This window comes from Arthrobacter silvisoli (genome assembly GCF_003369445.1).
Lineage (GTDB): Bacteria > Actinomycetota > Actinomycetes > Actinomycetales > Micrococcaceae > Arthrobacter > Arthrobacter silvisoli.
Genome location: NZ_QRCU01000078.1, coordinates 49,887 through 76,580 on the forward strand (window position 1 = coordinate 49,887; position 26,694 = coordinate 76,580).

At 67.6% G+C, this 26,694-nt stretch carries 25 protein-coding genes; 18 read left to right on the forward strand and 7 right to left on the reverse strand.

All coding sequences use genetic code 11. The features are described from left to right. Positions 1-96 precede the first annotated feature (96 nt). From hisS to DWV11_RS19440, 4 genes are all read left to right on the forward strand, one after another. Positions 97-1,440: a histidine--tRNA ligase gene (hisS, locus tag DWV11_RS19425; protein WP_115790541.1), complete on the forward strand. Its 1,344-nt coding sequence runs from the start codon at positions 97-99 to the stop codon at positions 1,438-1,440. A 16-nt stretch (positions 1,441-1,456) separates the two neighbouring features. Continuing rightward, positions 1,457-2,737 (forward strand): APC family permease, encoded by a 1,281-nt coding sequence (locus DWV11_RS19430; RefSeq protein WP_115790542.1) that lies wholly within the window; start codon positions 1,457-1,459, stop codon positions 2,735-2,737. A 91-nt stretch (positions 2,738-2,828) separates the two neighbouring features. Next, positions 2,829-4,610, forward strand: a complete 1,782-nt coding sequence (gene aspS / locus DWV11_RS19435) for an aspartate--tRNA ligase (RefSeq protein WP_115790543.1) — start codon at positions 2,829-2,831, stop codon at positions 4,608-4,610. 81 nt (positions 4,611-4,691) lie between these two features. Then, entirely contained in the window at positions 4,692-5,495 is an 804-nt protein-coding gene (locus DWV11_RS19440) for a GNAT family N-acetyltransferase (protein WP_115790544.1), read from the forward strand. An 85-nt stretch (positions 5,496-5,580) separates the two neighbouring features. Here the strand turns inward: DWV11_RS19440 and DWV11_RS19445 are convergent, their stop codons facing one another. From DWV11_RS19445 to DWV11_RS19470, 6 genes are all read right to left on the reverse strand, one after another. Then, positions 5,581-6,963, reverse strand: coding sequence for an MFS transporter (locus tag DWV11_RS19445; protein ID WP_245953806.1), 1,383 nt, complete (start codon positions 6,961-6,963; stop codon positions 5,581-5,583). Positions 6,964-6,973: 10 nt separating this feature from the next. After that, entirely contained in the window at positions 6,974-7,303 is a 330-nt protein-coding gene (locus DWV11_RS19450; protein ID WP_115790545.1) for a Dabb family protein, read from the reverse strand. Further along, positions 7,303-8,988 (reverse strand): 4-oxocyclohexanecarboxylate 2-dehydrogenase, encoded by a 1,686-nt coding sequence (gene chcC1 / locus DWV11_RS19455; RefSeq protein ID WP_115790546.1) that lies wholly within the window; start codon positions 8,986-8,988, stop codon positions 7,303-7,305. The genes DWV11_RS19450 and chcC1 overlap by 1 nt, the downstream gene beginning before the upstream one ends. A 63-nt stretch (positions 8,989-9,051) precedes the next feature. Then, positions 9,052-9,813, reverse strand: coding sequence for an SDR family NAD(P)-dependent oxidoreductase (locus DWV11_RS19460; RefSeq protein WP_210725799.1), 762 nt, complete (start codon positions 9,811-9,813; stop codon positions 9,052-9,054). A gap of 123 nt (positions 9,814-9,936) precedes the next feature. Beyond that, entirely contained in the window at positions 9,937-10,722 is a 786-nt protein-coding gene (locus tag DWV11_RS19465) for an IclR family transcriptional regulator (protein WP_115790547.1), read from the reverse strand. 65 nt (positions 10,723-10,787) lie between these two features. Beyond that, complete coding sequence (locus DWV11_RS19470) at positions 10,788-11,447, reverse strand: acVLRF1 family peptidyl-tRNA hydrolase (protein WP_115790619.1); 660 nt, start codon at positions 11,445-11,447, stop codon at positions 10,788-10,790. Positions 11,448-11,523: 76 nt separating this feature from the next. Between DWV11_RS19470 and DWV11_RS19475 the strand changes: the two genes are divergently transcribed. The 14 genes from DWV11_RS19475 to nusB all read left to right on the forward strand — a co-directional run bounded on the left by DWV11_RS19475 (position 11,524) and on the right by nusB (position 25,200). Then, positions 11,524-12,951: a replication-associated recombination protein A gene (locus DWV11_RS19475; RefSeq protein WP_425452091.1), complete on the forward strand. Its 1,428-nt coding sequence runs from the start codon at positions 11,524-11,526 to the stop codon at positions 12,949-12,951. Between the two features lie 240 nt (positions 12,952-13,191). Further along, on the forward strand, positions 13,192-13,818 hold the full coding sequence (gene rpsD / locus DWV11_RS19480; RefSeq protein ID WP_115790549.1) for a 30S ribosomal protein S4: 627 nt from the start codon (positions 13,192-13,194) through the stop codon (positions 13,816-13,818). Positions 13,819-13,963: 145 nt separating this feature from the next. After that, on the forward strand, positions 13,964-14,338 hold the full coding sequence (locus tag DWV11_RS19485; RefSeq protein ID WP_115790550.1) for a DUF948 domain-containing protein: 375 nt from the start codon (positions 13,964-13,966) through the stop codon (positions 14,336-14,338). 35 nt (positions 14,339-14,373) lie between these two features. Next, a complete protein-coding gene (locus tag DWV11_RS19490) occupies positions 14,374-14,604 on the forward strand; it encodes a DUF6167 family protein (RefSeq protein WP_281269642.1) in 231 nt (76 codons plus the stop codon). 109 nt (positions 14,605-14,713) lie between these two features. Next, positions 14,714-17,392, forward strand: a complete 2,679-nt coding sequence (gene alaS, locus DWV11_RS19495; protein WP_115790552.1) for an alanine--tRNA ligase — start codon at positions 14,714-14,716, stop codon at positions 17,390-17,392. 11 nt (positions 17,393-17,403) lie between these two features. Next, positions 17,404-18,009: a Holliday junction resolvase RuvX gene (ruvX, locus tag DWV11_RS19500; RefSeq protein WP_115790620.1), complete on the forward strand. Its 606-nt coding sequence runs from the start codon at positions 17,404-17,406 to the stop codon at positions 18,007-18,009. Then, complete coding sequence (gene mltG, locus DWV11_RS19505; RefSeq protein WP_168404768.1) at positions 17,990-19,768, forward strand: endolytic transglycosylase MltG; 1,779 nt, start codon at positions 17,990-17,992, stop codon at positions 19,766-19,768. The genes ruvX and mltG overlap by 20 nt, the downstream gene beginning before the upstream one ends. Then, on the forward strand, positions 19,765-20,622 hold the full coding sequence (locus DWV11_RS19510) for a shikimate dehydrogenase (protein WP_115790554.1): 858 nt from the start codon (positions 19,765-19,767) through the stop codon (positions 20,620-20,622). The genes mltG and DWV11_RS19510 overlap by 4 nt, the downstream gene beginning before the upstream one ends. Before the next feature lie 26 nt (positions 20,623-20,648). Further along, complete coding sequence (gene aroC, locus DWV11_RS19515) at positions 20,649-21,848, forward strand: chorismate synthase (RefSeq protein WP_115790555.1); 1,200 nt, start codon at positions 20,649-20,651, stop codon at positions 21,846-21,848. Between the two features lie 47 nt (positions 21,849-21,895). Continuing rightward, positions 21,896-22,414, forward strand: coding sequence for a shikimate kinase (locus tag DWV11_RS19520; RefSeq protein ID WP_115790621.1), 519 nt, complete (start codon positions 21,896-21,898; stop codon positions 22,412-22,414). Next, positions 22,411-23,502, forward strand: coding sequence for a 3-dehydroquinate synthase (aroB, locus tag DWV11_RS19525; protein WP_115790556.1), 1,092 nt, complete (start codon positions 22,411-22,413; stop codon positions 23,500-23,502). Before DWV11_RS19520 ends, aroB begins: the two co-directional genes overlap by 4 nt. Then, positions 23,499-24,020 (forward strand): tetratricopeptide repeat protein, encoded by a 522-nt coding sequence (locus tag DWV11_RS19530; protein ID WP_115790557.1) that lies wholly within the window; start codon positions 23,499-23,501, stop codon positions 24,018-24,020. Before aroB ends, DWV11_RS19530 begins: the two co-directional genes overlap by 4 nt. 206 nt (positions 24,021-24,226) lie before the next feature. Then, a complete protein-coding gene (gene efp / locus DWV11_RS19535) occupies positions 24,227-24,790 on the forward strand; it encodes an elongation factor P (RefSeq protein WP_070349360.1) in 564 nt (187 codons plus the stop codon). Further along, positions 24,790-25,200 (forward strand): transcription antitermination factor NusB, encoded by a 411-nt coding sequence (nusB, locus tag DWV11_RS19540; RefSeq protein WP_074591478.1) that lies wholly within the window; start codon positions 24,790-24,792, stop codon positions 25,198-25,200. Before efp ends, nusB begins: the two co-directional genes overlap by 1 nt. Before the next feature lie 95 nt (positions 25,201-25,295). Here nusB and DWV11_RS19545 read toward each other — a convergent pair whose 3' ends face one another. Further along, complete coding sequence (locus tag DWV11_RS19545; protein ID WP_115790558.1) at positions 25,296-26,549, reverse strand: PrsW family intramembrane metalloprotease; 1,254 nt, start codon at positions 26,547-26,549, stop codon at positions 25,296-25,298. Positions 26,550-26,694: the final 145 nt, after the last annotated feature.

The window sequence follows — 26,694 nt, forward strand, 5'->3', positions numbered from 1 at the left end:
CATGACTGACTGGACGCAGGCAGGACACGGCTGCCGATTCGGCGCCGGTTCCGGGTCCGTTCCGCCGCGCGCAACGTTTGAGGAGAAAATTCCACCATGGCACGTACCGCCTCCCTGTCCGGATTCCCCGAGTGGCTTCCCCAGGAGCGGTTGGTGGAGCTGCATGTGCTGGACACCCTGCGCCGCGTCTTCGAGCTCCACGGTTTTTCCTCCATTGAGACCCGCGCCGTCGAGACCGTCGGGCAGCTGCTGCGCAAGGGCGAGATCGACAAGGAGGTCTACGGCCTCAGCCGTCTCCAGGAAGACGAAGAATCCGCCGGCACCGGCAAGGACGACCCCAACGCGCTGGCCCTGCACTTCGACCTGACGGTCCCGTTTGCCCGCTACGTCGTCGAGAACGCCGGGTACCTCACCTTCCCGTTCCGCCGCTACCAGATCCAGAAGGTCTGGCGCGGCGAACGCCCGCAGGAAGGCCGCGCCCGCGAGTTCACCCAGGCGGATATCGACGTCGTCGGCGACGGTGAACTGCCGTTCCGCTACGACGTCGAGATCGCCCTGGTGATCGCCGAGGCCCTGAGCGCCCTCCCCATCCCGGACTTCCGCCTGCGGGTCAACAACCGCAAGCTCGCCGAAGGCTTCTACCGCGGCATCGGCCTCGATGACACGGCCGGGGTGCTGCGCAGCATCGACAAGCTCGAGAAGATCGGCGAGGAGAAGGTAGCCGAGCTCCTCAAGAGCGAGCTCGGTGCCAGCGACGACCAGGCCCGGCTCGCCCTCAGCCTGGCGAAGATCCGTACTGAAGACACGTCCTTCGTGGACCAGGTCCGTGCCCTCGGCGTCAGCCACGAGCTGCTCGAGGAAGGACTCAGCGAACTCGAACAGGTCATCGAAGCGGCCGTTCAGCGCGCCCCCGGCAAGGTGGTCGCTGACCTCAGCATCGCCCGCGGCCTGGACTACTACACGGGCACCGTCGTCGAGACCGTGCTGGTCGGCCACGAACAGCTGGGCTCCATCTGCTCCGGCGGCCGCTACGACGCCCTTGCCCGGAAGGGCAACCGCACCTTCCCGGGCGTCGGCCTGTCCATCGGGGTCACACGCCTTGTGTCCCGGATCCTCAGCCAGGAACTGGCCACGGCCTCCCGTTCGGTCCCGACCGCCGTGCTCGTCGCGTTGAACAACGACGACAGTTGGGCGGCCGCCCAGGACGTGGCTGCGCAGCTGCGTGCCCGGGGGATCGCCACCGAGGTGGCCGCGAAGGCCGAGAAGTTCGGCAAGCAGATCAAGTTCGCCGACCGGCGGGGCATCCCCTTCGTCTGGTTCATGGACGACGACGGCAAGCACCAGGTCAAGGACATCCGCAGCGGTGAGCAGACCGACGCGGACCCGGCCAGCTGGTCTCCGCCGGCCGAGGATCTCAACGTCCGCATCACCACCGCCTGACGACGGCGTAGCGGCGATGACAAGCAACGCCGGCGGAATACTCGCCCGGCGCCTCGGCACCGCCGACGCCGTGACGATCGGCCTGGGATCGATGATCGGCGCCGGCGTGTTCGCCGCCTTCACACCGGCGGCCCGGTCCGCAGGTGCCGGACTGTTGGTAGGCCTGCTGATCGCCGCGTTCGTTGCCTATTGCAACGCCACCTCCTCGGCCCAGCTTGCCGCCGCATACCCGTCCTCCGGGGGCACCTACCTGTATGGCCGCAAGCAACTGGGGGAATGGCCCGGCTTCCTGGCCGGCTGGGGCTTCGTCATCGGCAAGACGGCGAGCAGTGCGGCGATGGCCCTCACCTTCGCCACGTACCTCGCACCCGCCGGCTGGGAACGGCCCCTCGCCATCGCCGCGGTACTGTGCCTGGCTGCGGTCAACTACCGCGGCGTCACCAGGACCGCCCGGCTGGCGCGGATCATCGTGGCCGCCGTGCTCCTGGTGCTGGTGCTGCTCGTGGCCGCCTGCCTTGCCGGCGCGGCGTCCCCCACCGGGGCGGGTTTTGGCAGGATGTTCGACGGCGGACTGCTCGCCGGAGGCTGGTACGGGATCCTGCAGTCGGCGGGTCTGTTGTTCTTCGCCTTCGCCGGGTACGCCCGGATCGCGACCATGGGTGAGGAAGTCATCCGGCCCGAGCGGACCATTCCCCGGGCAATCACCATCTCGCTGGGCATCGCCGTCCTGGTCTATGCCGCTGTCGCGACCGGCATCCTGGCGGCACTCGGACCGCAGGGAGTCGCCGGTACCGCCACGCCGCTCGCTGCCGCCGTCGCCGCCGGTCCTTGGACCTGGCTTGTTCCCCTCGTCTCCTTCGCGGCAGCGCTTGCGGCCCTCGGCGCACTGCTGGCGCTCATCGCCGGTATCGGCCGGACCACCCTGGCCATGGCCCGGGACGCTGAACTGCCCGCTTGGCTGGCCGCGGTGCACCCGCGCTTCAAGGTCCCGCACCGGGCCGAGGTGGTCCTCGCCGTCGTCGTCTGCCTGGTGATCGCGGTGGCGGACCTGCGCGGCGCGATCGGCTTCTCCTCCTTCGGCGTGCTGCTCTATTACCTGGTGGCGAACCTTGCCGCCTTCACGCAAAAAGCCGGGCAACGGCGCTACCCGAAGGCCCTCCAGGTGCTGGGGGCGCTGGCGTGCGTGCTGCTCGTGGCGACCCTTCCGCCGTTGTCGCTGCTCACCGGGGCGGCGGTCTTCGCCGCTGGGATCGTGTACCGGCTGGTCCGGCTGCGTCTGGCTGCCACCCGGTCCTGAGCCCGGTGGCGGCTGTGCTGCATCCGGGCGGGTAAACTCAGACGGGATCGTTTAGCCACGATCGGCCGAAAATCATGCTGAAAGGAATGCTGTGCTGCGCACACATGACCTCGGATCGCTGCGTTCCGAGCACATTGGACAGACCGTTACCCTGGCAGGCTGGGTGGGCCGCCGCCGTGACCACGGTGGTGTGGCCTTCGTCGACCTCCGGGACGCTTCCGGTGTCGCCCAGGTGGTCGTCCGCGAGGAAGAGGTCTTCCACGGGCTCCGCAACGAATACGTGCTGCAGGTCATCGGCACCGTGAACAAGCGGCCCGAAGGCAACGAAAACCCGGCCTTGGCCACGGGCGAGATCGAGGTCATCGCCGAAAAGGTCGTGATCCTCAACACCTCGGACCCGCTGCCTTTCCAGATCGACGAGCACGTCGAGGTCGGCGAAGAGGCCCGCCTCAAGCACCGTTACCTGGACCTGCGCCGGCCGGGTCCCGCCCGCAACCTGCGCCTGCGTTCTGAAGCGAACCGGGTGGCCCGCGAACTGCTGCACCAGCAGGGATACGTGGAGATCGAAACCCCCACCCTGACGCGCTCGACGCCGGAAGGCGCCCGCGACTTCGTGGTCCCCGCCCGCCTGGCGCCGGGTTCCTGGTACGCCCTGCCGCAGTCCCCGCAGCTTTTCAAGCAGCTGCTGCAGGTAGGCGGCTTCGAGAAGTACTACCAGATCGCCCGCTGCTACCGCGACGAGGACTTCCGTGCGGACCGCCAGCCCGAGTTCACCCAGCTGGACATCGAGGCGAGCTTCGTTGAGCAGGACGACATCATCGAGCTCGGCGAAGCCCTGATCAAGGTGCTCTGGAAACTCATCGACGTCGAGGTTCCCACCCCGATCCGCCGCATGACCTACTGGGACGCGATGGCCAAGTACGGCTCCGACAAGCCGGACCTTCGCTTCGGCCTCGAGCTGACCGAACTGACGGACTTCTTCAAGGACACCGACTTCGGTGTCTTCAAGGCTCCTTACGTCGGCGCCGTCGTCATGCCCGGTGGCGCTTCGCAGCCCCGCCGCACGCTGGATGCCTGGCAGGAATGGGCCAAGCAGCGCGGCGCCAAGGGCCTGGCCTACGTGCTGTACAAGGAAGACGGCGAGCTCGCCGGCCCCGTGGCGAAGAACCTGACCGACGCCGAGCGGGCCGGCCTGGCCGATGCCGTCGGCGCCAAGCCTGGCGACTGCATCTTCTTTGCCGCCGGCGAAGCGTCCCCGTCCCGTGCGCTGCTCGGTGCGGCCCGTGTGGAGATCGGCCACCGCACCGGCCTGATCGACCCCAAGGACTGGGCCTTCGTCTGGATCGTCGACGCCCCGATGTTCGAACCCGTTGCCCAGGCCACCGCCTCCGGCGACGTCGCCCTCGGCTACTCTGCCTGGACTGCCGTGCACCACGCGTTCACCTCGCCGAAGCCGGAATTCCTGGACAACTTCGACGAGAACCCGGAAGCGGCCCTGGCCTACGCCTACGACATCGTGTGCAACGGCAACGAGATCGGCGGCGGGTCCATCCGTATCCACCAGGGCGACATCCAGGAACGTGTCTTTAAGGTCATGGGCATCAGCCACGAAGAAGCACAGGAGAAGTTCGGCTTCCTCCTGGAGGGCTTCAAGTACGGTGCACCCCCGCACGGCGGCATCGCCCTCGGCTGGGACCGCGTTGTCTCGCTGCTGGCCGGTGTCGACTCGATCCGCGATGTCATCGCCTTCCCGAAGTCCGGTGGCGGCTTCGACCCGCTGACCGCCGCGCCTGCGCCGATCACGGCCCAGCAGCGCAAGGAAGCGGGCGTGGACTTCAAGCCCGAGGCCAAGCCGGCAGCCACCTCGGAATAGTGACCACCGAAGCTCCCCGTTCCGCAGCCGCGGAGCGGGGAGCTTTGGCTTTCAGCGTAAGTTCTCAGTGTGGGAGGGCCGATGGCAGGCGAAGCGAATCCTGTTGAAGCAGGGCTGCTCGAAGAGCTCATGGACCGGGCCTGGCCCGCTCCGGACCGGGAGGAAGTGGCCGGCTGGGTGATGCGCTCCGCCGGCGGCGTCACCCAGCGCGCCAATTCCGTATGGCCGCGCGCCGCCGTTGCGGATGCCGCCGCGCTACGCGCCGCAACACTCTGGTACCGGAGCCGACGGCTGCCGCTGATCTTCCAGGTATTCGACGATCCGCGCAGTGCGGAGCTGAACGCCCTTCTCGACGCCGGAGGCTTCACCCGGCAGTCGGAAACCTTCATCATGACCCGCGGAGCGGAAGGCATCCCGCCCGGGGCCGTGCCCGGCGTCGAGATCTCCGACACACCCTCGGAGGAATGGCTCAGGCTTTGGTGGACGGTGGACGGCCGCGGCGGTGACACGGAACTGGAAATCGCCCGCGGCATCCTCGCTGGCTGTCCCTCCTTGTATGCCCTGCTGAGGGCCGACGACGGCGTGCCCGCCGCCGTCGGACGCCTCGCCCTGCCGCCGGGTGCTTTACGGGCGGATATCCCGGGTGGCTGGGGCGGGATCTACTGCATGGCGACCGGCCCGGAACACCGGCGCCAACGGTACGCGCGGCGCATCCTGGACGCTCTGCTTTCGGCCGGCGTCGACAATGGCGCAGCGGACTTCTGGCTCATGGTGACCGCCGGCAACACCGCGGCGCAGTCCCTGTATGCCGGAGCCGGGTTCGTCGAGCGCGGACGGTACCTGTACCGCCAGGCGCCGTTGCAGCGGGCGCTGTCGGGCTGCTGACAACCGGGCGGGCCGCTGAGACGGGGCTTCTGAAGGCCGCTGGCTTCGCCGGCACGACGCCGGGAGCGCCGCAAGGCAATCGGGCTCAGCGGTTCTGGGGGACCGGCCGTTGTGCCTCCGCCTGCTGACGCCGGCCGGTGCCCGCCAGGTATGGTGCGCCAAGGCGCTCGATGGGCGTCCCGGCAGTTTCACGCGAGAAGAAGGTGGCCCCTGCCGCGATGAGCATGCAGACGGTGCCGAAGACGGCCACCGGGATCCAGCCCCAGATCCCGGGAGCGAGCAGCATTCCGGCGATCATCGGGCCAAACCCGGCGAGGACCAGGCCGAACTGGTTGCCAAGTGCCATGCCCGTGTACCGCACCGGCGCCGCGAACTGTTCGGCGAAGAATGCAGGCCAGACTCCGTTGAAAGCGGAGTACAACACGGTCATGTTCAGGAAGGCGGCGAGGAAGACCAGGACGAGGTTGCCGCTTGCGAGTGCGAGGAAATACAGGAAGATCGTGATGGAACATCCGATCGCGGCGGTCAGCAGCAGGGGACGCCGGCCGATCCTGTCAGAAAGCTTCGCTGCCAGCGGCATGGCGAACATGGACAACCCGATGGCGACGGCGTTGACCGTCAGGATGGATGCCCGGTCGAAGCCCGCGGAGGAACTGGCGTAGGCGAGTCCGAAGACCGTGAAGATGGTCTGCATCACGGACATGATGGACATTCCCGCCACCCGCAGCACATCCGGGGCCTGGAAACGGAGGACATCCCTGATGGGTAGCGGAGCAACCTGGCGGCGTTCCTGGGCTTCCTCGAAGACCGGTGTTTCCTCCAGGTGTGTGCGCACCCAGTAGGCGATGGCCAACACCACGATGGACAGCCAGAAGGGGACGCGCCAGCCCCAGTCCATCATCGCGTCCCGGGGCAGGGCGGTAACCGGGATGAACACGAGCGTGGCCAGCACCATGCCGGAGGCGTACCCGGTCATCACAAAGCTGGTGAAAAACCCACGCCTGCCCTCGGGCGAGTGTTCGAGCGTCAGCGTGGAAGCACCGGCCGATTCCGCACCGGCGGAAAAGCCCTGCGCCAGCCGGCCCGCCACCAGGAGAATGGGTGCCCAGACCCCCAACTGCTCATAGGTGGGCAGGAAGCCGATGCCCAGCGAGGCCAGGCCCATGATGCCCAATGTCAGAAGCAGGATCTTCTTGCGTCCCAGCTTGTCGCCGAAGTGGCCCATCACCAGCCCGCCAAAGGGCCTGGCCACGTACGCGACACCGAAGGTAGCGAAAGCCCCGATCAGCCCGATCGCCGGGTCTGCCGACGGAAAGAACAGATGCGGGAACACGAGGGCGGCGGCGGTGCCGTAGATGAAGAAGTCGTAGTACTCCAGCGTGCTGCCGAGGAAGGACGCCAGGGCCGCCTTCCGGGGAGTCTTGCGGGGAAGCTGCATCGGGAACTGCGGTGGAGGGGTTGTGGTCACGGGAATCTCCTCAGGACTGCGCTGTCTCAAGCGGCGCCGGCGCCGCATCCGGAAGGTGGAAGTCCACCGCGAGGATCTGCCGGCTGTTGGGGAACGAGTACGCTTTCAGCGGCTCGTGGAGCGGATGTGTGTTGTACACCGCGATGTCTTCAACCGTTTCGAAGTCGGCCACGATGGCGTAGTCGAAGGAACGCTCCGTCCCGAGGACATCGGGGCCGTGGCTGAGGTTGAACATGCCGGGAATCTTCCCGGCCATATTGTTGAGGCCGTCAATCCAGGCCTGCCGCTCGGCGGGCGGGAAATCCGAGGTGAACTGGAAGAGGACGGTGTGGCGGATCATCAGGCGCCCACGAGATGCGTGGTCGGCTGCGCTGCGGCGGTTTCGCCGATAGGCATATAGTCCGGCGACCGGTCGGCCAGCGTGCAGCCGGCGAGGTAGCCCATGGTCATGATCGGTCCGAGGGTGGCACCGGCACCCGGGTAACCGGCGGCGTAGGCGTTCTCTGTGGTGTTTCCCGCGGCGAACAGGCCGGGGATCGGGCGGTCGTCGACGTCGAGCACGCGGGCCCGGCCGTCCGTGACCACGCCGCCGTTGGTGCCGAAGGCGCCGTTCACCACTTCGAGGGCGTAGAACGGCCCGGACTCGAGCGGACCCAGCGAGGGATTCGGCCAGGGGCTGTCGGCGTCGCCCCAGTACTTGTCGTAGGCGCTCTCGCCGCGGCCGAAATCGGGGTCCTCGCCCCTGGCCGCGAATTCGTTGAAGCGGGCCACGGTGGCTTCCAGGTTTTCCGCCGGAACATTGATTTTCGCCGCGAGTTCAGCCAAGGTGGGCGCCTCGATCAGGTAGTCCGGCGTCGGCTGGCCCGCGCGGTGGGACAGGATGCCATAGCGCTCCAGGTAGCCGTGGTCCACGATGACGTGCGCCGGCGTGTTCAGGGTGCGGTTGGCGGCGGAATCCCAGGACTGCAGGCTGCGGGCGAGGTCGTTGTAGTTCTGGGACTCGTTGGCGAAGCGGCGGCCATGGCGGTTCACCATGATGGAACCCGGGCCTTGCCGTTCGAAGCGGAGCAGCGTACCCACCGGCTCTCCATCCCGGGTGTCGCCGGTGATGGACATCGGTGCCCACCAGGCTTCGCGCGTGCCGCGGGTCTGGCCGCCGATGCGCTGGGACATCCGCAGCCCGTCGCCGGTGTTCGATGGCGGCGAGCACATGGTGTAGAGCCGGGACGCGAGCATCGAGTCGGCCAGGGCCTTGTCCCATTCGAAGCCGCCCGTGGCCAGTACTACGCCATCGCGGGCATGGAAGGTTTCGCCGGTCTCCAGTTCGACGCCGGTCACCCGGCCGCCGTCGGTGAGCAGGCGGTGCCCGCGTGCCTCTGTGGCCAGCGCGGCGCCGTCGCGGACCAGGCTGGCGAGCAGCATGGAAACGAGGGCCTGGCCCTTGGCTACAAGGCCGCCGTCCTGACGGCGGGCCAGTTCATCCCACGGGAACTTGGTGAAGGCTCCCCACTCCTCGTATTCCTGCATGGTGAACGGGGCGCGGCCGTCGCTGCGGACATGGTCCCGCAGGCGGCCGAGGGCTTCGGTGCTGTTGAACAGTTCGGGTTCCACCGTGCGCCCGCCCGCCAGGGCGCCCGGCAGGTCCTGCCGGTAATCGGGGAAGTTGTCGAGGAAGATGAACCGGACACCGCATTCGTCCTCGACGAATCGAAGCATCCGGTCCCCATAGGCCAGGGCGGCGTCCATCAGTTCCTCGCGGCCCCTGCCCCGCGCCACGGCACGTACATACTCCGCGGCTGCCTCCTTGGAATCCGTGATTCCGGCTTTCCTGGCGTGATGGTTGTCCGCCACCCACAGCATGCCGCCGGACACGGCGGAGGTTCCGCCGAGCAGGTGGCTCTTTTCGAGGACGACGACGGACTTGCCGGCCCGGGCAGCGGTGGCCGCCGCAGTGAGTGCGCCTGCGCCGGAACCGACGACCACGACGTCGTACGTGTCCGCGGGGTTGCCGTTGACGAATTTCATGGATGTTGCCTTTCAAGAGGATGTGGGGTGCCGCTGTGGCACGGGAAAGGGACGGCCGGGCCGTCAGACGGCGGTGTAGCCGCCGTCGATGACCAGCTCCGAGCCGGTGGTGAAGCGCGATTCCTCGGAAGCGAGGTAGAGAACGCCGTAGGCGACCTCGTCTGGTTCACCCTGGCGCGGCAGCGGGTTGGAACCGACCAGTTGCTTGTAGTAGGCCTCGGGGCCGATGTCCGATTGTTCGGCCGAGCGGCGGCTCATCCGGGTGTTCATCGACCCGGGATGGATGGAGTTCACCCGGATCCCGTAGCCGCCGTAGGCCGCCGCGTCCGACTTGCTGAGCAGCCTCACGGCTCCTTTGGTGGCGTGGTAGAGAGGCACGTTCCGGCCGCCGGTGATGCCGTGGATTGAGGAGAAGTTGATGATGCTCCCGGCGCCCTTTTCGATCATGCCGGGGACCACATGCTTGGTCATCAGCCAGACGCCTTTGACGTTGACGTCGAAGATCAGCTCGAAGTCCGCCGTCGACGCGGTATGCGAAGCTCCCGCCGGGCCGATGATGCCGGCAGCGTTGACCAGGATGTCAGGTGTGCCCAGTTCGTCGCGGACCTGCCGGACGGCCTCAGCGACGCTGGCCTCGCTGGTGACATCGACGTCGAACTGGCTGATGTTTTCATGGGAGGCGGCGGCGGGGATGCCCGCGACGTCCAGGCTGGCAACCTTCGCGCCGTGCTCGGCCAGGAGGGCGGCCGTGGCGCCGCCCAGATCGCCCCGCCCGCCGGTGACAATGGCGGTCTTACCTGCCACCCGGTTCTGAATCGGTTTCATGTGGTGGTGCTCCTTGTGCTCCTGCAGCGTCGTTGCTGCGTCCCGGCAAGCGTGGCAGGGGAGCTGTGACGGCAGCCACACGATTACCGATGAACGGTAAGAGCAGCTTTTCAGCGGTCGTGGTCAGTGACTTTGCCGGAGCGTGCCCTTCAGCTCGCCCCGCCAGCCCAGGGCGCGGGAGATTCCACGCGCGGCGGCCAGGAGGACGGGCACCCGGGCGGAGGCGTTTTCCTCATGGCGCGGCACTACCACGCTGAGCGCCGCAACGACAGTGTTGTCCTGGCCGAACACCGGGACGGCAATGCCGCTGGACTCCGGCACGATCACTCCGGGCATGGCGGCGAAACCGCGCTGCCGGATCTCCGCCAGGTGGCGGCGGAGGGCGGCCGGCTCGGTCAGGGTTGTCTCGGTGAACTTCGTCAGCGGGCGGGCCAGGAACGAATCCTGGTAGGACGCGGGGGAGTGCGCCAACAGCACCAGGCCCGACGACGTCGCGTGGACCGGCAGCCGCCCGGCGATCTTGGTGATGTCCACGATGGTCCTGTCCGAGGCGAGCCGCTCGATGTACAGGACCTCATCCGAATCCAGGATGCCCAAGGTGGTGGAATGCTGCACCACGGCCTGGACGTCCTCCATGAAAGGCAGGGCCGCCTCGCGCAGGCCCAGCGTCCGGGAACCTCGGGAGGCAAGCTCCCACATCCTGGTGCCCAGACGGATCTCCCCGCCCGGTTCCCGTTCCAGCAGCCGCTCGAACAGGAGGTCCTTCACGATCCGGTACGTGGTGGTGACCGGCAGGCCGGTCCGGCGCCCCAGCTCGGCAACGCTCATGGCAGGGTGGCGGTCATCGAAGGCGCTCACGATTCTCACGAAGCGGCCGATGATCGATTCGCCCGATGTGGAGTTGGCCACCGTTCCTCCTCGCGTCGATGCCCGCTCAATGGTAATCCTCCTCCGGCGTGTGAACGCCGGCGGGCCTACGCGGGGTCCGTGACCTCGACCCGGATGGAGCAGGCATCAGCGGCAGCTTTGCGGAGGACGCCCGCGTTGGGGTCCGCAACAGCCAGGAACGGCAGCCGGGTCCGGCCGTAATATTCCCTCATGGCCGGGTCGGCAAGGGCAGCCGCGGCCAGTGCGGCGTCCCCACCCGGGACGAGGTATTCCACGCCCTGCCCCGCGAAGAGCCCGGCCGCATGCTGTGCCACTGCCGCCGTGAGCGCATTCGCCTGGTTCTCCCGGCGTCGTGCAAAGCGCTGCTGCGAACTGCCCCCGGCCGAGGAACGGGACTGCACGTAGCGGCTGCCGGTCTTGGACGCGAGCAGCTTCCCTCCGCTGGCAACGCCCACTGCGAATCCGCCGCGCCGCACCAGGACGAGGCCGGTTTTCCGCTCCTGGGACGCCAGTGAAATCAGCCGCTGCACGCCGTCGGCGCCGCGTCCGGGACGCCCGTCGTCGGGCCACGGCCCCTGCAGCAGGGCCGTGGCGCCGTCGGCTGCCCGCAACAACAGCCCGCCGTCGTCCGGTTCCTCCCGGACGCTGCCATGGCCGGCGGCGAAGCGCTCCACCCAGCCAGCGAGCCTGGCCGCGGGAACGATCGCGGTCCGGGATCGTGCCGCCTTGGACCGGGCGCTGTCCATCGCGATGCCTCCTTCGCCGGAATCCATGAGTAGCCTAGTCCGTGTGGAAGATCTCTTTGGTTCAGGCGCCGACGGCATGGACGAAACCGGCAGCCGCTACACGGACCAGGACACCGGCGACAACGGCAGGCAGGCCCCGCCGCTGGCCGTCCGGATGCGCCCGAAGAACCTTGACGAGGTGGTCGGCCAGCAGCACCTGCTGGGCCAGGGCTCACCGCTGCGCCAGCTTGCCGCAGGAGCCGAGGCTGCAGGCCCGGCCGGTCCCAGCTCCGTGCTGCTCTGGGGTCCTCCCGGCACCGGCAAGACCACGCTCGCTCATGTGATCGCACGCGGCCCGGGCAGGAAGTTCGTGGAGCTTTCCGCGATCACGGCCGGGGTCCGGGACGTCCGCCGCGTCATGGACGAGGCCCTGACCGCGCGGGACTTGTACAAGACCACCACGGTCCTCTTCCTCGACGAGATCCACCGCTTCAACAAAGCGCAGCAGGATGCGCTGCTGCCCGGCGTCGAGAACCGCTGGGTGGTGCTGGTGGCGGCCACCACCGAAAACCCCTCGTTCTCCGTGGTGTCTCCGCTGCTGTCGCGGTCGCTGCTGCTGACCCTGAAGCCGCTCACCGACCAGGACATCGAAGGACTGCTGCTGCGCGCCGTCAGTGATCCGCGCGGCCTCGGTGGCACTGTGGAACTCAGCCCCGACGCGCTGGAACACCTCGTCCGGCTCTCGGCCGGGGATGCCCGACGTGCACTGACCGCGCTGGAAGCGGCGGCGGGCGTCGCCTTCGGTGACCGGCACGACCACCCGGGGCAGGGCAGTGCGGAGAAGGATGACGACGGCGGCAGCCCCGCGGGTGCCGGCGCGGATTCCGCGCTGCTCGTCGAACTCCGGCACACCGAGCGCGCGCTGGATTCCGCGGCCGTGCGGTATGACCGGGCCGGGGACCAGCACTACGACGTGGCCAGCGCGTTCATCAAGTCCATCAGGGGCTCGGACGTCGACGCCGCCCTGCACTACCTGGCGCGGATGCTGGAGGCCGGGGAGGACCCGCGCTTCATCGCCCGCCGCATCGTGATCTCTGCGTCCGAAGACATCGGCATGGCGGACCCGACGGCCCTGCAGACGGCGGTCGCCGCCGCCCAGGCCGTCCAGCTCATCGGAATGCCCGAGGGCCGGATCATCCTCGCGGAGGCAGTGGTCCACCTCGCCACCGCGCCCAAGTCAAACGCTGCCTACATGGGCATCAACGCGGCAATCGCCGACGTCCGGGCCGGGCTGGGCAGCGGAATCCCGATGCACTTGCGCGACGCCCACTATCAGGGCGCCAAGGGCCTGGGCCACGGGCAGGGCTACAAATACGCCCACGACGCCCCGCATGGTGTGGCCACGCAGCAATACCCGCCGGACGATCTGGTGGGCAAGGACTACTACAACCCCACCGCGAACGGTGCCGAGCGGGAGATCGCGCCCCGGCTCGAGAGGCTGCGGAAGATCGTCCGGGGAAAGTAGCCGCGGGGAGGGCGGTGCCGGGACGGGCGGCTGCGCCGAGAACCCGCACGTCCGGCGGCCGCTCTTGCCGCGGGATGCTAGGATTGATGCTTGTCTGGCATGGTCCGGGCACAATCATCTTCGAAGGTTCCTTTGACGGTGCTGTGCCGCGGGGCAGTAGCAAAAGGCAGCGGTTGGCCGATGCTCTCCCACCTGGAGGCCAGTTACATCAACACACCGCAGTATTTTGGAAGGACACAAGTGGCTAACAACACTCGTGCTCGCCGTACCGCACGCCTTTCGCGTTCGCTCGGCATCGCCCTGACTCCCAAGGCCGCCAAGTACATGGAGCGCCGTCCGTACGGCCCCGGTGAACACGGTCGTGCCCGCAAGAAGCAGGACTCCGACTACGCCGTTCGTCTGCGCGAGAAGCAGCGTCTGCGCGCCCAGTACGGCATCCGCGAAGCCCAGATGACCCGTGCCTTCGAAGAAGCACGCCGCACCAAGGGCCTGACCGGTGAAAACCTGATCGAACTGCTCGAAATGCGTCTCGACGCCCTCGTGCTGCGCGCCGGTTTCGCCCGTACCATCGCCCAGGCCCGCCAGCTGGTTGTGCACCGCCACATCCTGGTTGACGGCGTCCGCGTGGACCGCCCGTCGTTCCGCGTTTCCGAAGGCCAGCTCGTCCACGTCCACAGCCGCAGCGAAACCATGGCCCCGTTCCAGGTTGCTGCAGCAGGTGCGCACCGCGATGTTCTGCCGACCGTCCCGGCCTACCTGGACGTCAAGCTTGACGCCCTCCAGGCACGCCTGGTCCGTCGCCCGAAGCGCTCCGAGGTCCCCGTGACCTGCGAAGAGCAGCTCGTCGTCGAATTCTACGCGCGCTAGATTCCAGCGAACGTATACAAAGAAGCCCGTGGCACGCGCCGCGGGCTTCTTTGTATGTAAGGTACTTGGGGGAGAACAGCAGGACGGCCACCGGTGTTTCCGCAGGCCGGCCCGCCAGACACGCGACGCAAGGAGATGAGAGAACATGACCGGTGGCGACATCGCAGGACTGATCGCAGCCGGGGTTTTCGCACTCCTTGTCCTCCTGCTGGCAGTGCCGATCCTCAAGCTCGGGCGGGTCTTCGACGAAGTCCGCACCTCCATCCGCAGCCTCAGCGATGGTGCCACTCCGCTGATGGACGAAGTGACGGCCACTGTTTCCACCACCAACCAGCAGCTGAAGAAGGTCGACGGGATTGCCTCGAACGTTTCGGATGCCTCGGCCAACATCTCGGCCCTTTCTTCGCTGGTCGCGGCCACTCTTGGCTCCCCGCTGATCAAAGTCGCTGCCTTCAGCTACGGCGTCCGCTCCGCGTTCACCGCCCGCCGCAAGCCCTCGTCCGGCCGCCGCAGCCGCTGAACCCCACCAACCAGGACCCGTAAGTCAGGAAAACCGTGAAAAGAATCGTCTGGATGGGAATCGGTGTCGCGATCGGCGTGATCGCGTTCCGCAAGATCAGTGAAGCGAAGAACGGCCTCGGCGCCGAAGGCCTCAACCGGGCTGTGGGCAGGCTGGCCGATGGCATTTACGACTTCGCGGATGCCGTGCGGGCAGGAATGGGCGAACGGGAGAGCGAACTCCGGGCCGCGCTGGGCCTGGATGACGACGGCGCCGCCCGCCACTAGCCGCCGCGGTTCGCCCTACCGCCAACAACAGGGCAGAATTGGAAGCTGCGGGAACGGCGTCTGCCGCCCGCGCATTGAGTCAGGTTTCAGAAGGGTAAGTAATCAGCTAATGAAGTCGCAGGAGATCACCAAGCGCTGGGTGGACTTTTTTGTCAGCAAGGGCCACACCGCTGTTCCTTCGGCGTCGCTTGTGTCCAGCGACCCCTCGCTGCTTTTCACCGTGGCCGGCATGGTTCCTTTCATCCCGTACCTGACTGCGCGCGAAGAGCCCCCCTTCACCCGCGCCACCAGCGTCCAGAAGTGCATCCGCACGGGCGACATCGAAGAAGTGGGTAAGACCGCCCGCCACGGCACCTTCTTCCAGATGTGCGGCAACTTCTCCTTCGGCGACTACTTCAAGGAAGACGCCATCAAGTTCGCTTTCGAGCTGCTCACCAAGAGCGTTGACGACGGCGGCTACGGCCTGCCTGCCGAGCGGCTCTGGGTGACGGTCTACGAGGAGGACGACGAGGCCAAGGAGCTGTGGCTGAAGAACACAAGCATCCCCGCCGAGCGCATCCAGCGCATGGGCAAGGCCGACAACTACTGGTCCACCGGCCAGCCGGGCCCCGCAGGCCCCTGTTCCGAGATCTACTACGACCGCGGACCTGCCTACGGCGTCGAAGGCGGTCCCCTCGCGGACGAAACCCGCTACATCGAAATCTGGAACCTCGTGTTCATGCAGTACCAGATCGAGAACGTGCGCTCCAAGGTGGACTTCGATATCGTGGGTGAACTGCCCAAGAAGAACATCGACACCGGCCTCGGCATGGAACGCCTCGCCATGATCCTGCAGGGCGTCGAGAACATGTACGAGACCGACCAGGTCCGCCCGGTCATCGACAAGGCCGCCGAACTCTCCGGCAAGGAATACACCTCCGCCGAGTCCGACGACGACCCGCACCACGCCGACGATGTCCGCATGCGCGTCGTGGCCGACCACATCCGTTCGGCCCTCATGCTGATCTCCGACGGCGTGGTCCCCTCCAACGAAGGCCGCGGCTACGTTCTGCGCCGCCTCATCCGCCGTGCTGTCCGCGCCATGCGCCTCCTTGGCGTCGAAAAGGCCTGCCTGCCCGATCTCCTGCCCGCCTCCCGTGACGCCATGAAGGGCGTCTACCCGGTGGTGGAGACCGACTTCGACCGCATCAGCCGCATCGCCTACGCCGAGGAAAAGGCCTTCCTGCGCACCATCGCATCCGGCACCGCCCGCCTCGAAGAGGCCGTCGTGGCCTCCAAGGCCGCCGGCACCCCGCTCTCCGGTGAGGACGCCTTCACCCTGCACGACACCTACGGCTTCCCGATCGACCTCACCCTCGAAATGGCCGAAGAGGCCGGGCTCAAGGTCGACGAAGCCGGCTTCCGCAGCCTCATGCTCGAACAGCGCCAGCGCGCCCAGGCCGACGCCAAGGCCAAGAAGGGCGGCCACGCCGACGTCGCTGTATTCCAGGAACTCCTGGCCGAGGGCGCCACCGTCTTCACCGGCTACGGCGAACTGGAAAGCGAGTCCCGCGTCCGCGGCATCGTCAGCGGCGGCAAGCGCCTCAGCCACGCCTCCACAGGTGATGAGATCGAACTCGTCCTCGCCGAGACACCGTTCTACGCCGAAGCCGGCGGCCAGTCCGCGGACCAGGGCCTCATCACCGGCGACGGCTTCGTGGTCGAGGTCCTCGATGTGCAGCGCCCGGTCAAGGGGCTGAGCGTGCACAAGGCGATTGTCCGCGAAGGCGAGATCGCCGAAGCGTCGCTGGTGCGCGCCGCCGTCGATCGCGAACGCCGCCACGCTGCCGAGCAGGCGCACACGGGCACGCACATCGTGCACGCCGCCCTGCACCAGATCCTCGGCCCGGAAGCCACCCAGCGCGGCTCCTTCAACAAGGCCGGCTACCTGCGCTTCGACTTCGCCTGGGGCGAGGGCCTCAGCCCCGCCACGAAGTCCGAGATTGAAGAAGTCGCGAACATTGCGATCCGCAACAACTTCAGCGTGGACACCAAGGTCATGGGCCTCGCTGAGGCCAAGGCGCTCGGCGCCATGGCCCTGTTCGGCGAGAACTACGGCAGCGAAGTGCGTGTTGTCGAGATCGACGGCGCGTGGTCCCGCGAGCTCTGCGGCGGCACCCACGTGGCGAACACCTCGCTGATCGGCAGCCTCTCGCTGCTGGGCGAGCAGTCCGTGGGATCCGGAAACCGCCGCGTGGAGGCCTTCGTCGGCCTCGACGCTTTCCGCCACCTGGCTGCTGAGCGTGCCCTCGTCACCGAGCTGACCGAAATGCTCAAGGTTCCGTCCGGCCAGCTCGCCGACCGCATCTCCGCGACCCTGAACAAGCTCAAGGCCACCGAGAAGGAACTCGACCGCCTCCGCAAGGAGCAGCTCGCCGCGCAGGCCGCCAACCTGCTCGCCGGCGCCCGGGACGCAGCGGGCGTGCGTGTCATCGCGCACGACGCCGGCCAGGTCGGGGGAGCGGACGACCTCCGCGCCCTTGCCATGGACCTGCGCAACCGGCTCGGCTCGGAACCTTCCACCGTCGCGGTGGCCGGTGTCAGCAACGACCGCCCGGTCATCATCGTGGCCACCAACGAAGCCGCACGCGGCGCCGGCGTGAAGGCCGGTGCGCTCGTGCGCCTGGCCGCCGGCATCCTTGGCGGCGGCGGTGGCGGCAAGGACGACGTCGCCCAGGGCGGTGGCACCGACGCCGCCAAGATCGGGCCCGCCCTCGCCGCCGTCGTGGACGCGATTACCGCGCGGTGATCCCGGACTCCATGCCGGATAACAGTGCTTACCCCCGGGGCGTCAAACTGGGGGTCGACGTCGGAACCGTCCGGGTCGGGCTTGCGGCCTGCGACCCGGACGGCATCCTCGCCAGCCCGATCAGGACGCTGAAGCGCGATGCGAAGAAGAATTCCGACGTCGGTGTCATCGTCAGGCAGGCAAGCGAACGAGGTGCCGTGCAGGTTTTTGTCGGGCTTCCCCGGACCCTGAAAGGCCAGGAAGGTCCGTCTGCCCGCATGGCCACCGAGTATGCGCAGTTGCTTGCGGAGGCCCTCAGGCAGGCGGGATTGGAGGTGCCCGTCCACCTGATCGACGAACGACTCAGCACGGTTTCGGCCCATCGGAACCTTCGCGACGCTGGATTGAGCAGCAAGGAACACCGTAAAGTGGTGGATCAGCTTGCTGCGGCTGGAATCCTGCAGCACGCCATCGAGATGCAGAAATCCAGGGGCCAGGATGTCGGCAGGCGCGTGCCAGCGCCCGTTCCGGTCCAGGAGTCCGCTCAGGCCGGGGGAGCCGCCGCGGACGGGTCCGGTCCAGCAACTGAGACAGATTCCCAACGAGCGGAAGGCAATCGTGAGCCCGGTCAATCATGACCCCTCCGGTGAAACACCCGAGCCCGCCGGACGCCCCCTGACGCGCCGCGAACTGCGAGCCAGGGAGCGCTATCTGGAAACGCAACAGCAGTTGCTGGTTCCCCTCCCAGCGCCGGTGCCGGCTGTTTCCGACGCCCCTGCCCCCGAAGTCCCCGACACCCCGGGCTTCGGCGGCCCCTTTGGCGGCCAGGATGTTGCGGACCCTGCGGAGGGTGCCGGACGCCCGGACCACGCAGCCCATGGGGCGCATACAGCGCCGCTTCTTCCCGACGGGCAGCCCCAACCCGCAACGGACATCGCACCCGTCGTTCACGCCGGGCCTGCCGCATCGGCGCCTGACGTTGATGCAGTGCCGGTGGTGCCCGCCCAGCCTGTTGAGCCGCCCCTGACTGCGGTGTCCGAGGAAGCCGTCGAGGATCACGTTCCTGCCGTGTACGCGGAACCCCACCCGCACCACGGCGCTTCCGGAGAACCTGCCGGCCGGGACCACTCCGCCTATGACGGCCACGAGGCCCACGGACTCCATCCCGGGGAACCGGCGTACGCCTACCAGGACCCGCATCACGGCCATGACGACGAGGCTCACCAGCACGACGCCGCTTCCCACCACGGGTACACGGACTTCCACGCGGAAGACCACCATGACGGCCACGAGCCGCACCCTGTGCTGGCCGCCGTTGAGCCCGAATCCAAGCCTTCCAAGAAGGTCCGCCGCCGCCGTCGGGGCCTGGCTTTGTTCCTGACTTTCGCGGTGTTTGTCGCCGCCGTGGCGCTTGGCGCCCAGTTCCTCAAGCCCTTGCTCGGCATGGACAAAGTGACGGACTATCCCGGACCTGGAACCGGATCGGTGTCCGTCACGGTGATGCCCGGCGCCGGGCCGAAGCAGGTTGCGGACCAATTGCAGAGTGAAGGAATCGTCGCTGACTCCGCCACGTTCCTCCAGGCGTTCTCGGCGTCCGGCGGCGAGCTGTCGCCCGGCGATTTCACCTTCCGCAAGGAAATGAAGAACGCGGACGCCGTGGCGGTCCTGATCAAGAGCGACGCGGGGAAAGTCATCTACTTCGCCCTGAACGCCGGCCTGCGTATCGGCGAGTCCCTTGACGCCATCTCGCAGGGCTCGGGGATACCCCTGGACCAGCTGAAGGCGCTGAGCGACAGTCCGGCGCAGTTCGGCGTGCCTGCGAAGGCAAAGAACCTTGAAGGCTTCCTGGCTCCGGGCGAGTACCGCTTCCCGCTGGGCACCAGTGCCAAGGACATCCTGCAGAAGCTCGTCACCGGAACCATGGACGAGCTCAAGGCGCAGGGGATCACCGACCCGACCAAGCAGTACCAGGCCATCATCGTGGCAAGCATCGTACAGGCCGAGGGCGGCCAGGCCGATTACCGGAACGTCGCCGGGGCCATCTACAACAGGCTCAAGCCGAGCAACAAGGAAACGAACGGCCTGATCCAGTCCGATGCCACGGTCACCTACGGCCTGGGCACCAAGACCTTCCACCTGACGGACGAGCAGAAGGCGGACAAGGGCAACCCGTACAACACCTATGCGATTCCCGGACTCCCGGTAGGCCCCATCGGTTCCCCGGGGAAGACGGCCATTGACGCCGCAGCCAAGCCCGCAGCGAACAACTACCTCTATTGGGTGACCATCAACCTGGACACGAAGGAAACGAAGTTCTCCAGCACGCTGGCCGAGCACAACAAGTACGTCGCCCAGTACACCGCGTGGTGCACCGCCAACCCGGGACGTTGCGTATGAGCCGCCGTGCCGCCGTGCTTGGGCACCCCATCGGCCACTCCAAGTCGCCGGCCCTGCACCGTGCCGCCTACGCGCAGCTCGGCGCGGACATCAGCTACACGGCGATCGACGTGACCGCCGAGCAGCTGCCGGAATTCATGGCAGGCGTCGCCGGTCAGCCGGAATGGTGCGGCCTGTCCGTGACCATGCCGCTGAAGACGGCGATGGTCGCGGAGGTGCACGAAGTGCGGGGAGCCGGTGCGCACCTTGGCGTGATCAACACCGTGGCGTTCGAGGACGATGGCGGGGTTCCCCGCCGGGTCGGCTACAACACCGACGTCGCCGGGATTGTCCACGCGGTCCGGTATGCGGGCGTCGCCGAGCGGCCCGGCGCTGCCGTGCTCGGCGGCGGCGGGACGTCCGCCGCGGCGATCGCGGCGCTCCGCGAGCTCGGCTGCGACACTGCCCGGGTGTACGTGCGCGACGCCGGGCGGGCGGGTGAAGCGGTCAAGGCCGCCGACGCCGTCGGGCTGGCCATCGAGCTGCTTCCCATGGAAGCTGCCGCGGCAGGCATCGCCGGGGCGGGGCTGGTGATTTCCACCCTGCCGCCCCGGGCGGCCGACGGCATCGCCGACGCACTGGCGGCAACGGGCACCGGGGGAGGCGCCGGAGTGCTGCTGGACGTCGCCTATGACCCATGGCCCAGCCGGCTCGCCGAAGAATGGCAGCGGCGCGGTGGAGCTGTGGTCCCGGGCTTGGAGATGCTCCTGTACCAGGCAGTCGAGCAGATCAGGCTGTTCAGTGGCCTCGGCGTCGGTGCCGATGTCATAGATGTGATGTGCGACTCAGTCGGGCTTCCCCGGCGGGTCTACTAGCCCCCTTACATGGCAGGATTGGATATATGTTGCGTTGGTTGACTGCCGGAGAATCCCATGGGCCGGCACTGCTCGGAATTGTTGAAGGCGTCCCCGCCGGTGTGGAACTTGCCAGTGATGACCTGCGCGAGGCATTGGCCCGCCGTCGTCTTGGTTACGGCCGCGGCGCCCGCATGAAGTTTGAGCAGGACGAAGTCAGCATCCTCGGCGGTGTCCGCCATGGCGTCACGCAGGGTGGTCCGGTGGCGATCCAGATCGGCAACACCGAGTGGCCCAAGTGGGAGCAGATCATGTCTGCTGACCCGGTGGACCCGGAACTGCTTGCCGACCAGGCACGCAACGCCCCCTTGACCCGGCCGCGCCCGGGCCACGCCGATTTCACCGGCATGCAGAAGTACGGCTTCGACGAGGCCCGTCCCGTCCTGGAGCGCGCCAGCGCCCGCGAAACCGCCACCCGCGTTGCCTTGGGCACCGTTGCCGCGCGCTTCCTCAAGCAGCTCGGCATCGAACTCGTCAGCCACACGGTGTCCATCGGCAGCGTCTCGGTCCCGGAAGGCCGGCCGCTGCCGCTGCCCTCCGACGTCCTGGCGCTGGACTCGGACCCGCTGCGCTGCTTCGACCGTGAAACTTCCGACGCCATGGTGGCTGAGGTCGACGCCGCGCACAAGGAAGGCGAAACCCTCGGCGGCGTCGTCGAGGTCCTCGCTTACGGCCTGCCGCCCGGGCTGGGCAGCTACGTCCACTGGGACCGCCGCCTCGACGCGCGGCTCGCCGCCGCCCTCATGGGCATCCAGGCCATCAAAGGCGTCGAAGTCGGCGATGGCTTCCGCACCGCGGCCCGCCGCGGATCGGCCGCGCATGACGAGATCTTCCGCGACGAGGACGGCCGCATCATCCGAAAGACCAACCGCGCCGGCGGCGTCGAAGGCGGCATGAGCATCGGTGAGGTGCTCCGTGTCCGCGCAGCCATGAAGCCGATCGCCACCGTGCCGCGCGCCCTGAGGACCATCGACGTGCGCACCGGCGAACCCGCCAAGGCCCACCACCAGCGCTCCGACGTCTGTGCCGTCCCGGCCGCCGGCGTCGTGGCCGAAGCCATGGTGGCGCTGGTGCTGGCCGAGGCCGTCACCGAGAAGTTCGGCGGCGACTCGGTGACCGAGACCGCCCGCAACCTGAAGGCGTACCTGGAGAACATCCCGGCAACCCTGGACACGGTCGGCAACTAGTGGCCCATGGTATTTCCGGTCCCGGTAGCCGCTCCGTGATTGTGCTGATGGGTCCGATGGCGGTCGGCAAGTCCGTCATTGGCCAGCAGCTCGCACAGCATCTGGGCCTGCCCTTCATCGACACCGATGCCGTCATCGTCGAACAGCACGGCACGATCGCGGACATTTTCGCCGGTCGCGGCGAGCACGCCTTCCGCGAAATCGAGGCACGCACGGTGGCCCGCGCCGTCGAGGATTCCCGGCAGGACGGCGCCGTCATCTCGCTCGGCGGCGGCGCCGTCCTGGACTCGGGTACCCAGCAGCTGCTGGGCGGCTGCACTGCCGTCTACCTGGAATGCGACGCCGATACGGTGGCCGAACGCATCGCCCGGAACAGCGGCCGCCCGCTGCTGGCCGGCGACGCGATGGCCCGCTGGCAGACCCTGTTCGACGCCCGGAGGCCGGTCTACACCCGTCTGGCGGACATCACCATCGACGTCCGCAGCGGCACGGTCGCGGAGATCGCCCTGCGGGTCGAGGAAGCACTGCAAAGCTTCATGGCCGTGAAAGAGGAAGTTCAACAATGAGCACTGAATCGACCATCATCAAGGTCACCGGACAGGCGGCCACTGACAATTACGACGTCGTGATCGGGCGGGGCCTGCTGTCCTCCCTTCCCGCAACGCTCGGGGAACGGGTCAAGCGTGTCCTGGTGATCCACCCCCGGGCGCTGCGCCTCACCGGCGACGCCGTGCGGGCCGAACTGGACGCCGCCGGCTTCACCGCCGTCACGGCCGAGATCCCGGACGCCGAGGAAGGCAAGCACATCCAGGTGGCCGCGTTCTGCTGGCAGGTGCTGGGCCAGAACGACTTCACCCGCTCCGACGCTGTGGTCTCCGTGGGCGGTGGCGCCGTGACTGACCTGGCCGGCTTCGTCGCTGCCACCTGGCTGCGCGGCGTGAAGGTGGTGCACATGCCCACCAGCCTGCTCGGCATGGTGGACGCCTCCGTGGGCGGCAAGACCGGCATCAACACGGCCGAGGGCAAGAACCTGGTGGGTTCCTTCCACCCGCCGGCAGCCGTCCTGGCCGACCTCGACACCCTGCGCACCCTGCCGAAGAACGAATTCATCTCCGGTATGGCGGAGGTCATCAAATGCGGGTTCATCGCGGACCCCGCCATCCTTGACCTGATCGAGAACAAGGGTTCCGAAGCGGTGGACCCTGAGTCCGCCGTCGTGCGTGAACTGATCGAACGCGCCATCGCAGTCAAGGCCAGGGTCGTCTCCGAGGACCTGAAGGAATCGGGCCTGCGGGAGATCCTGAACTACGGCCACACCCTGGGCCACGCCATCGAACTCGTGGAACGCTACTCCTGGCGGCACGGCGCTGCCGTGTCGGTGGGCATGATGTTCGCCGCGGAGCTTTCCCGCAGCGTCGGGCGGCTTTCCGACGCCGACGCCGACCGGCACCGCAGCATCCTCGAGGGCTTCGGCCTTCCGGTCACCTACCGGAAGGACCGCTGGCAGGGCCTGCTCGACGGGATGCGCCGGGACAAGAAGTCCCGCGGCGACCTCCTGCGCTTCGTGGTCCTCGATGGAATCGCCAAGCCCGGCATCCTCGACGTGCCGGACACCTCCCTGCTGTTTGCCGCCTACCAGGAAATCGCATCATGACACTGATAACCCCTGAAGGCATGACGGATTGGCCCACCGGCGGGTTCCCCGGTGTCCGCATCAACCCGGACACGCTGTTGCCGCACATCGTCAACGAAGACGCCATGGAAGCCGCCCTCGCCGAATCCACGGACCCCGCCGACCGCATCATGGCCCTGCTGCTGGAAGGCCACTTCGGTGACGCTGCGGAGGAACTGGCCGAGGCACGCTGTAACGACCCGGAGTCCTTCAAGCTGCGGATCTACGAAGCCGAACTGCACCGGGCCACCAACCGCTTCGACCGCGCCGTGGAACTGTTCCGGCAGCTGTTGGCCGAAGTGCACGGCACCAGCCGCGAGCCGCTCGTCCACCAGTTCCTGGGCCGGGCCCACTTCGTGGCCGGCAATGTGGCCGCCGCCGCGGAGTCCTTCTCCAAGGCGCTCGACCTGCGGGTCGCCCAGGCCGCCGACGCGTCCCTGATCTATTCTTCGGCCGTCGCCCTGCAGCGGGCCCGGAACGTGCTCGAACTGGCCTCCTGAGCCCTGACCGTGGTGTTGCCCGGCCGGGCCGGGGTTCTTCCGACGACGGACGTCACAGCATCCGCGACGGCGGCAGGTGGACATTGCCGCTAGAATGGTTGAGGACTTTTCACGAAGTACGGGATTTTTGACAAATAAGCGCCGGCGGCCTGTATGGCATCCCTGGCGGGCATAGCGGTCTGGCGCAACAAACCAAGAGGATACGAGTGGCTACCACAAACGACATCAAGAACGGAACCGTCCTGAAGCTGGAGGGCAACCTCTGGAACGTCATCGAGTTCCAGCACGTCAAGCCCGGCAAGGGTGGTGCCTTCGTCCGCACCAAGATGCGCAACGTTCTCTCCGGCAAGGTGGTCGACAAGACCTTCAACGCCGGCGCCAAGATCGAGACCGCAACGGTTGACCGCCGCGACTACACCTACCTGTACCAGGATGGCGCCGACTACGTCTTCATGGACGTCCAGGACTACGACCAGCTGACCGTGTCCGGCGAGGTCGTCGGCGACGCCAAGAACTTCATGCTGGAAAACCAGCAGGTCCTGATCGCCATGCACGAAGGTGCCCCGCTGTACCTCGAACTGCCGCCGAGCGTTGTCCTCGAAATCACCTACACCGAGCCGGGCCTCCAGGGCGACCGCTCTTCCGCCGGCACCAAGCCCGCAACCGTGGAAACCGGCTACGAGATCCAGGTTCCGTTGTTCCTCGAGCAGGGCACCAAGGTCAAGGTCGACACCCGTGACGGCAGCTACCTGGGCCGGGTCAACGACTAGTGAGCGCCCGTGGCAAGGCCCGTACCAGGGCCCTCGAAGTGCTCTTCGAGGCGGAACAGCGCTCCGCCCCTGCGCTTGAGGTCCTCAGGGCCCGGCGCGAAAAGACCGACCTGATCGTCAATCCCTACACGATGGACATCGTCGAGGGCGTGCTGGCCAAGCAGGCAACCATCGATGAGTTCCTCCAGACCTACGCCCAGGGCTGGACCCTGGAGCGCATGCCCTCGGTGGACCGCATCATCCTGCGGATCGGTGCCTGGGAACTGCTTTACAACGAGGACGTCCCCGATGGCGTCGCCGTCAGTGAAGCCGTGGCCCTCGCCAAGACCATGTCCACCGATGAGTCCCCGGCATTCATCAACGGGCTCCTTGGCCGGCTCCAAAAGCTGAAGCCGTCGCTGCTGGCCTGACTGCCCCTGCATGCAAAAGGAGGCGGGTATCCCGAATGGGATGCCCGCCTCCTTTGTTGTTCCGGGTCTTTCCCGCGGGGTTCAGCCCGGCAGCGTCAGCCCAGCACGGCCGCCCGCAGGGCGGATACTTCGCCCAATTGGTGGAACTCGTCCGCCTGGTGCTGCTCGACGTCGCGTCCGCTGAGGATTCGCTGCCTGGTGCAGGCCAGCGCGGTGGCCGCCCTGACGAACTGCCGCATCTGGGGCTCCCGGCCCCGCCCTTGGGCCCAGCGGATGGCCTGCCGCCGGCCCCGGCCCGTGGCGAGCATGTCCACCTCCACCGGCGAGAACCAGCCGGCCCGGGCATATTCGAGCAGCCGCTGCCGGGTCAGCTTGCTCTCCGCGAGCCGGAGCAGGATGATCCCGACGGCGGCGGCCAGGAAGATCGGAAACTGCACCAGGATGTACTGGACGAGGAAGTCTCCGCCCATGCTGTTCCAGCGGTTGTGCAGGAACATGGCAGGAAGCAGCCCCACGAAGAAGGCGAGCACCGAGTAGCCGGCGTGCCATTTGCGGGCCGCGAAGCCCATGATGAGGCCCGTGGTGCCGGTGAAGATGGCATGGGCGAACGGCGACATGATTCCGCGCAGGATAAAGATCCGCACGAGGTCCGTCCCCGGATCCGCGGAGCCGGCGATCTCCCGGCCGAAGTAGAGGATGTTCTCCGTGAAGGCGAAGCCGCCGGCGATCGTGAAGGCGAACACCACGCCGTCCACGGGACCATCGAAGTACTTCCGCGCAGCCAGAAGCAGGAGCAGGAGCCCCAGTGACTTCGTGAATTCCTCCACGACCGGGGCCTCCACCGTGGCCATGAAGAAGCGGAAGTCCGCCTCGCTCGTCCGTGGTGCCACCGCCGCGAACAGTGGCTGGATCAGCAGGGTTCCGGCGATGGACACAGCCGCGCCCCAGGTGAACGCGAAGGCCAGCAGCCGCTTGGGTTCCGGCTCCCACCGGTCGATGAAGGACACGGTCAGCAGCACGGCTGAAAGCGGAAGGAGGGACACCATGAAGCCGATCCCGAGGCCGGCGGCGCCGGTGTTCCCGAGCAGGAACGGCACGATCAGCAGGAGGCTGGCGAATGCCAGGATTGCCCCGGCGATGAGCAGGGGAAGTGTGCCGGTCGTCCGGCGCCGGGGAGCGGGCAGCGGAGGCAGCCAGGGCTGGCCGGGCACCCCGCCCGGGGTGCCGGGGGCCGGCTGGTAGTTCCGGGGATCGACGCGGCCGAACCACGTCGGATTGGCCCCGGCCTCCATGAGCACGCGTGGATCCGGCTGCGGGCCGCCGTAATGCCCGGGGTGGTTCGTCGTCATGCGGACGAGCCTATTTGCCCTCGCGCTCCCGCCCAAGCGTGCCCCGCTCGACGGCCCGGCCGCTGTGATCGAAAACTCATGACGGCGGCCTTCACACCACCGGCAGCAGGACGCCGCTGTGATACTTTTGGAAGGCAATTGTTCC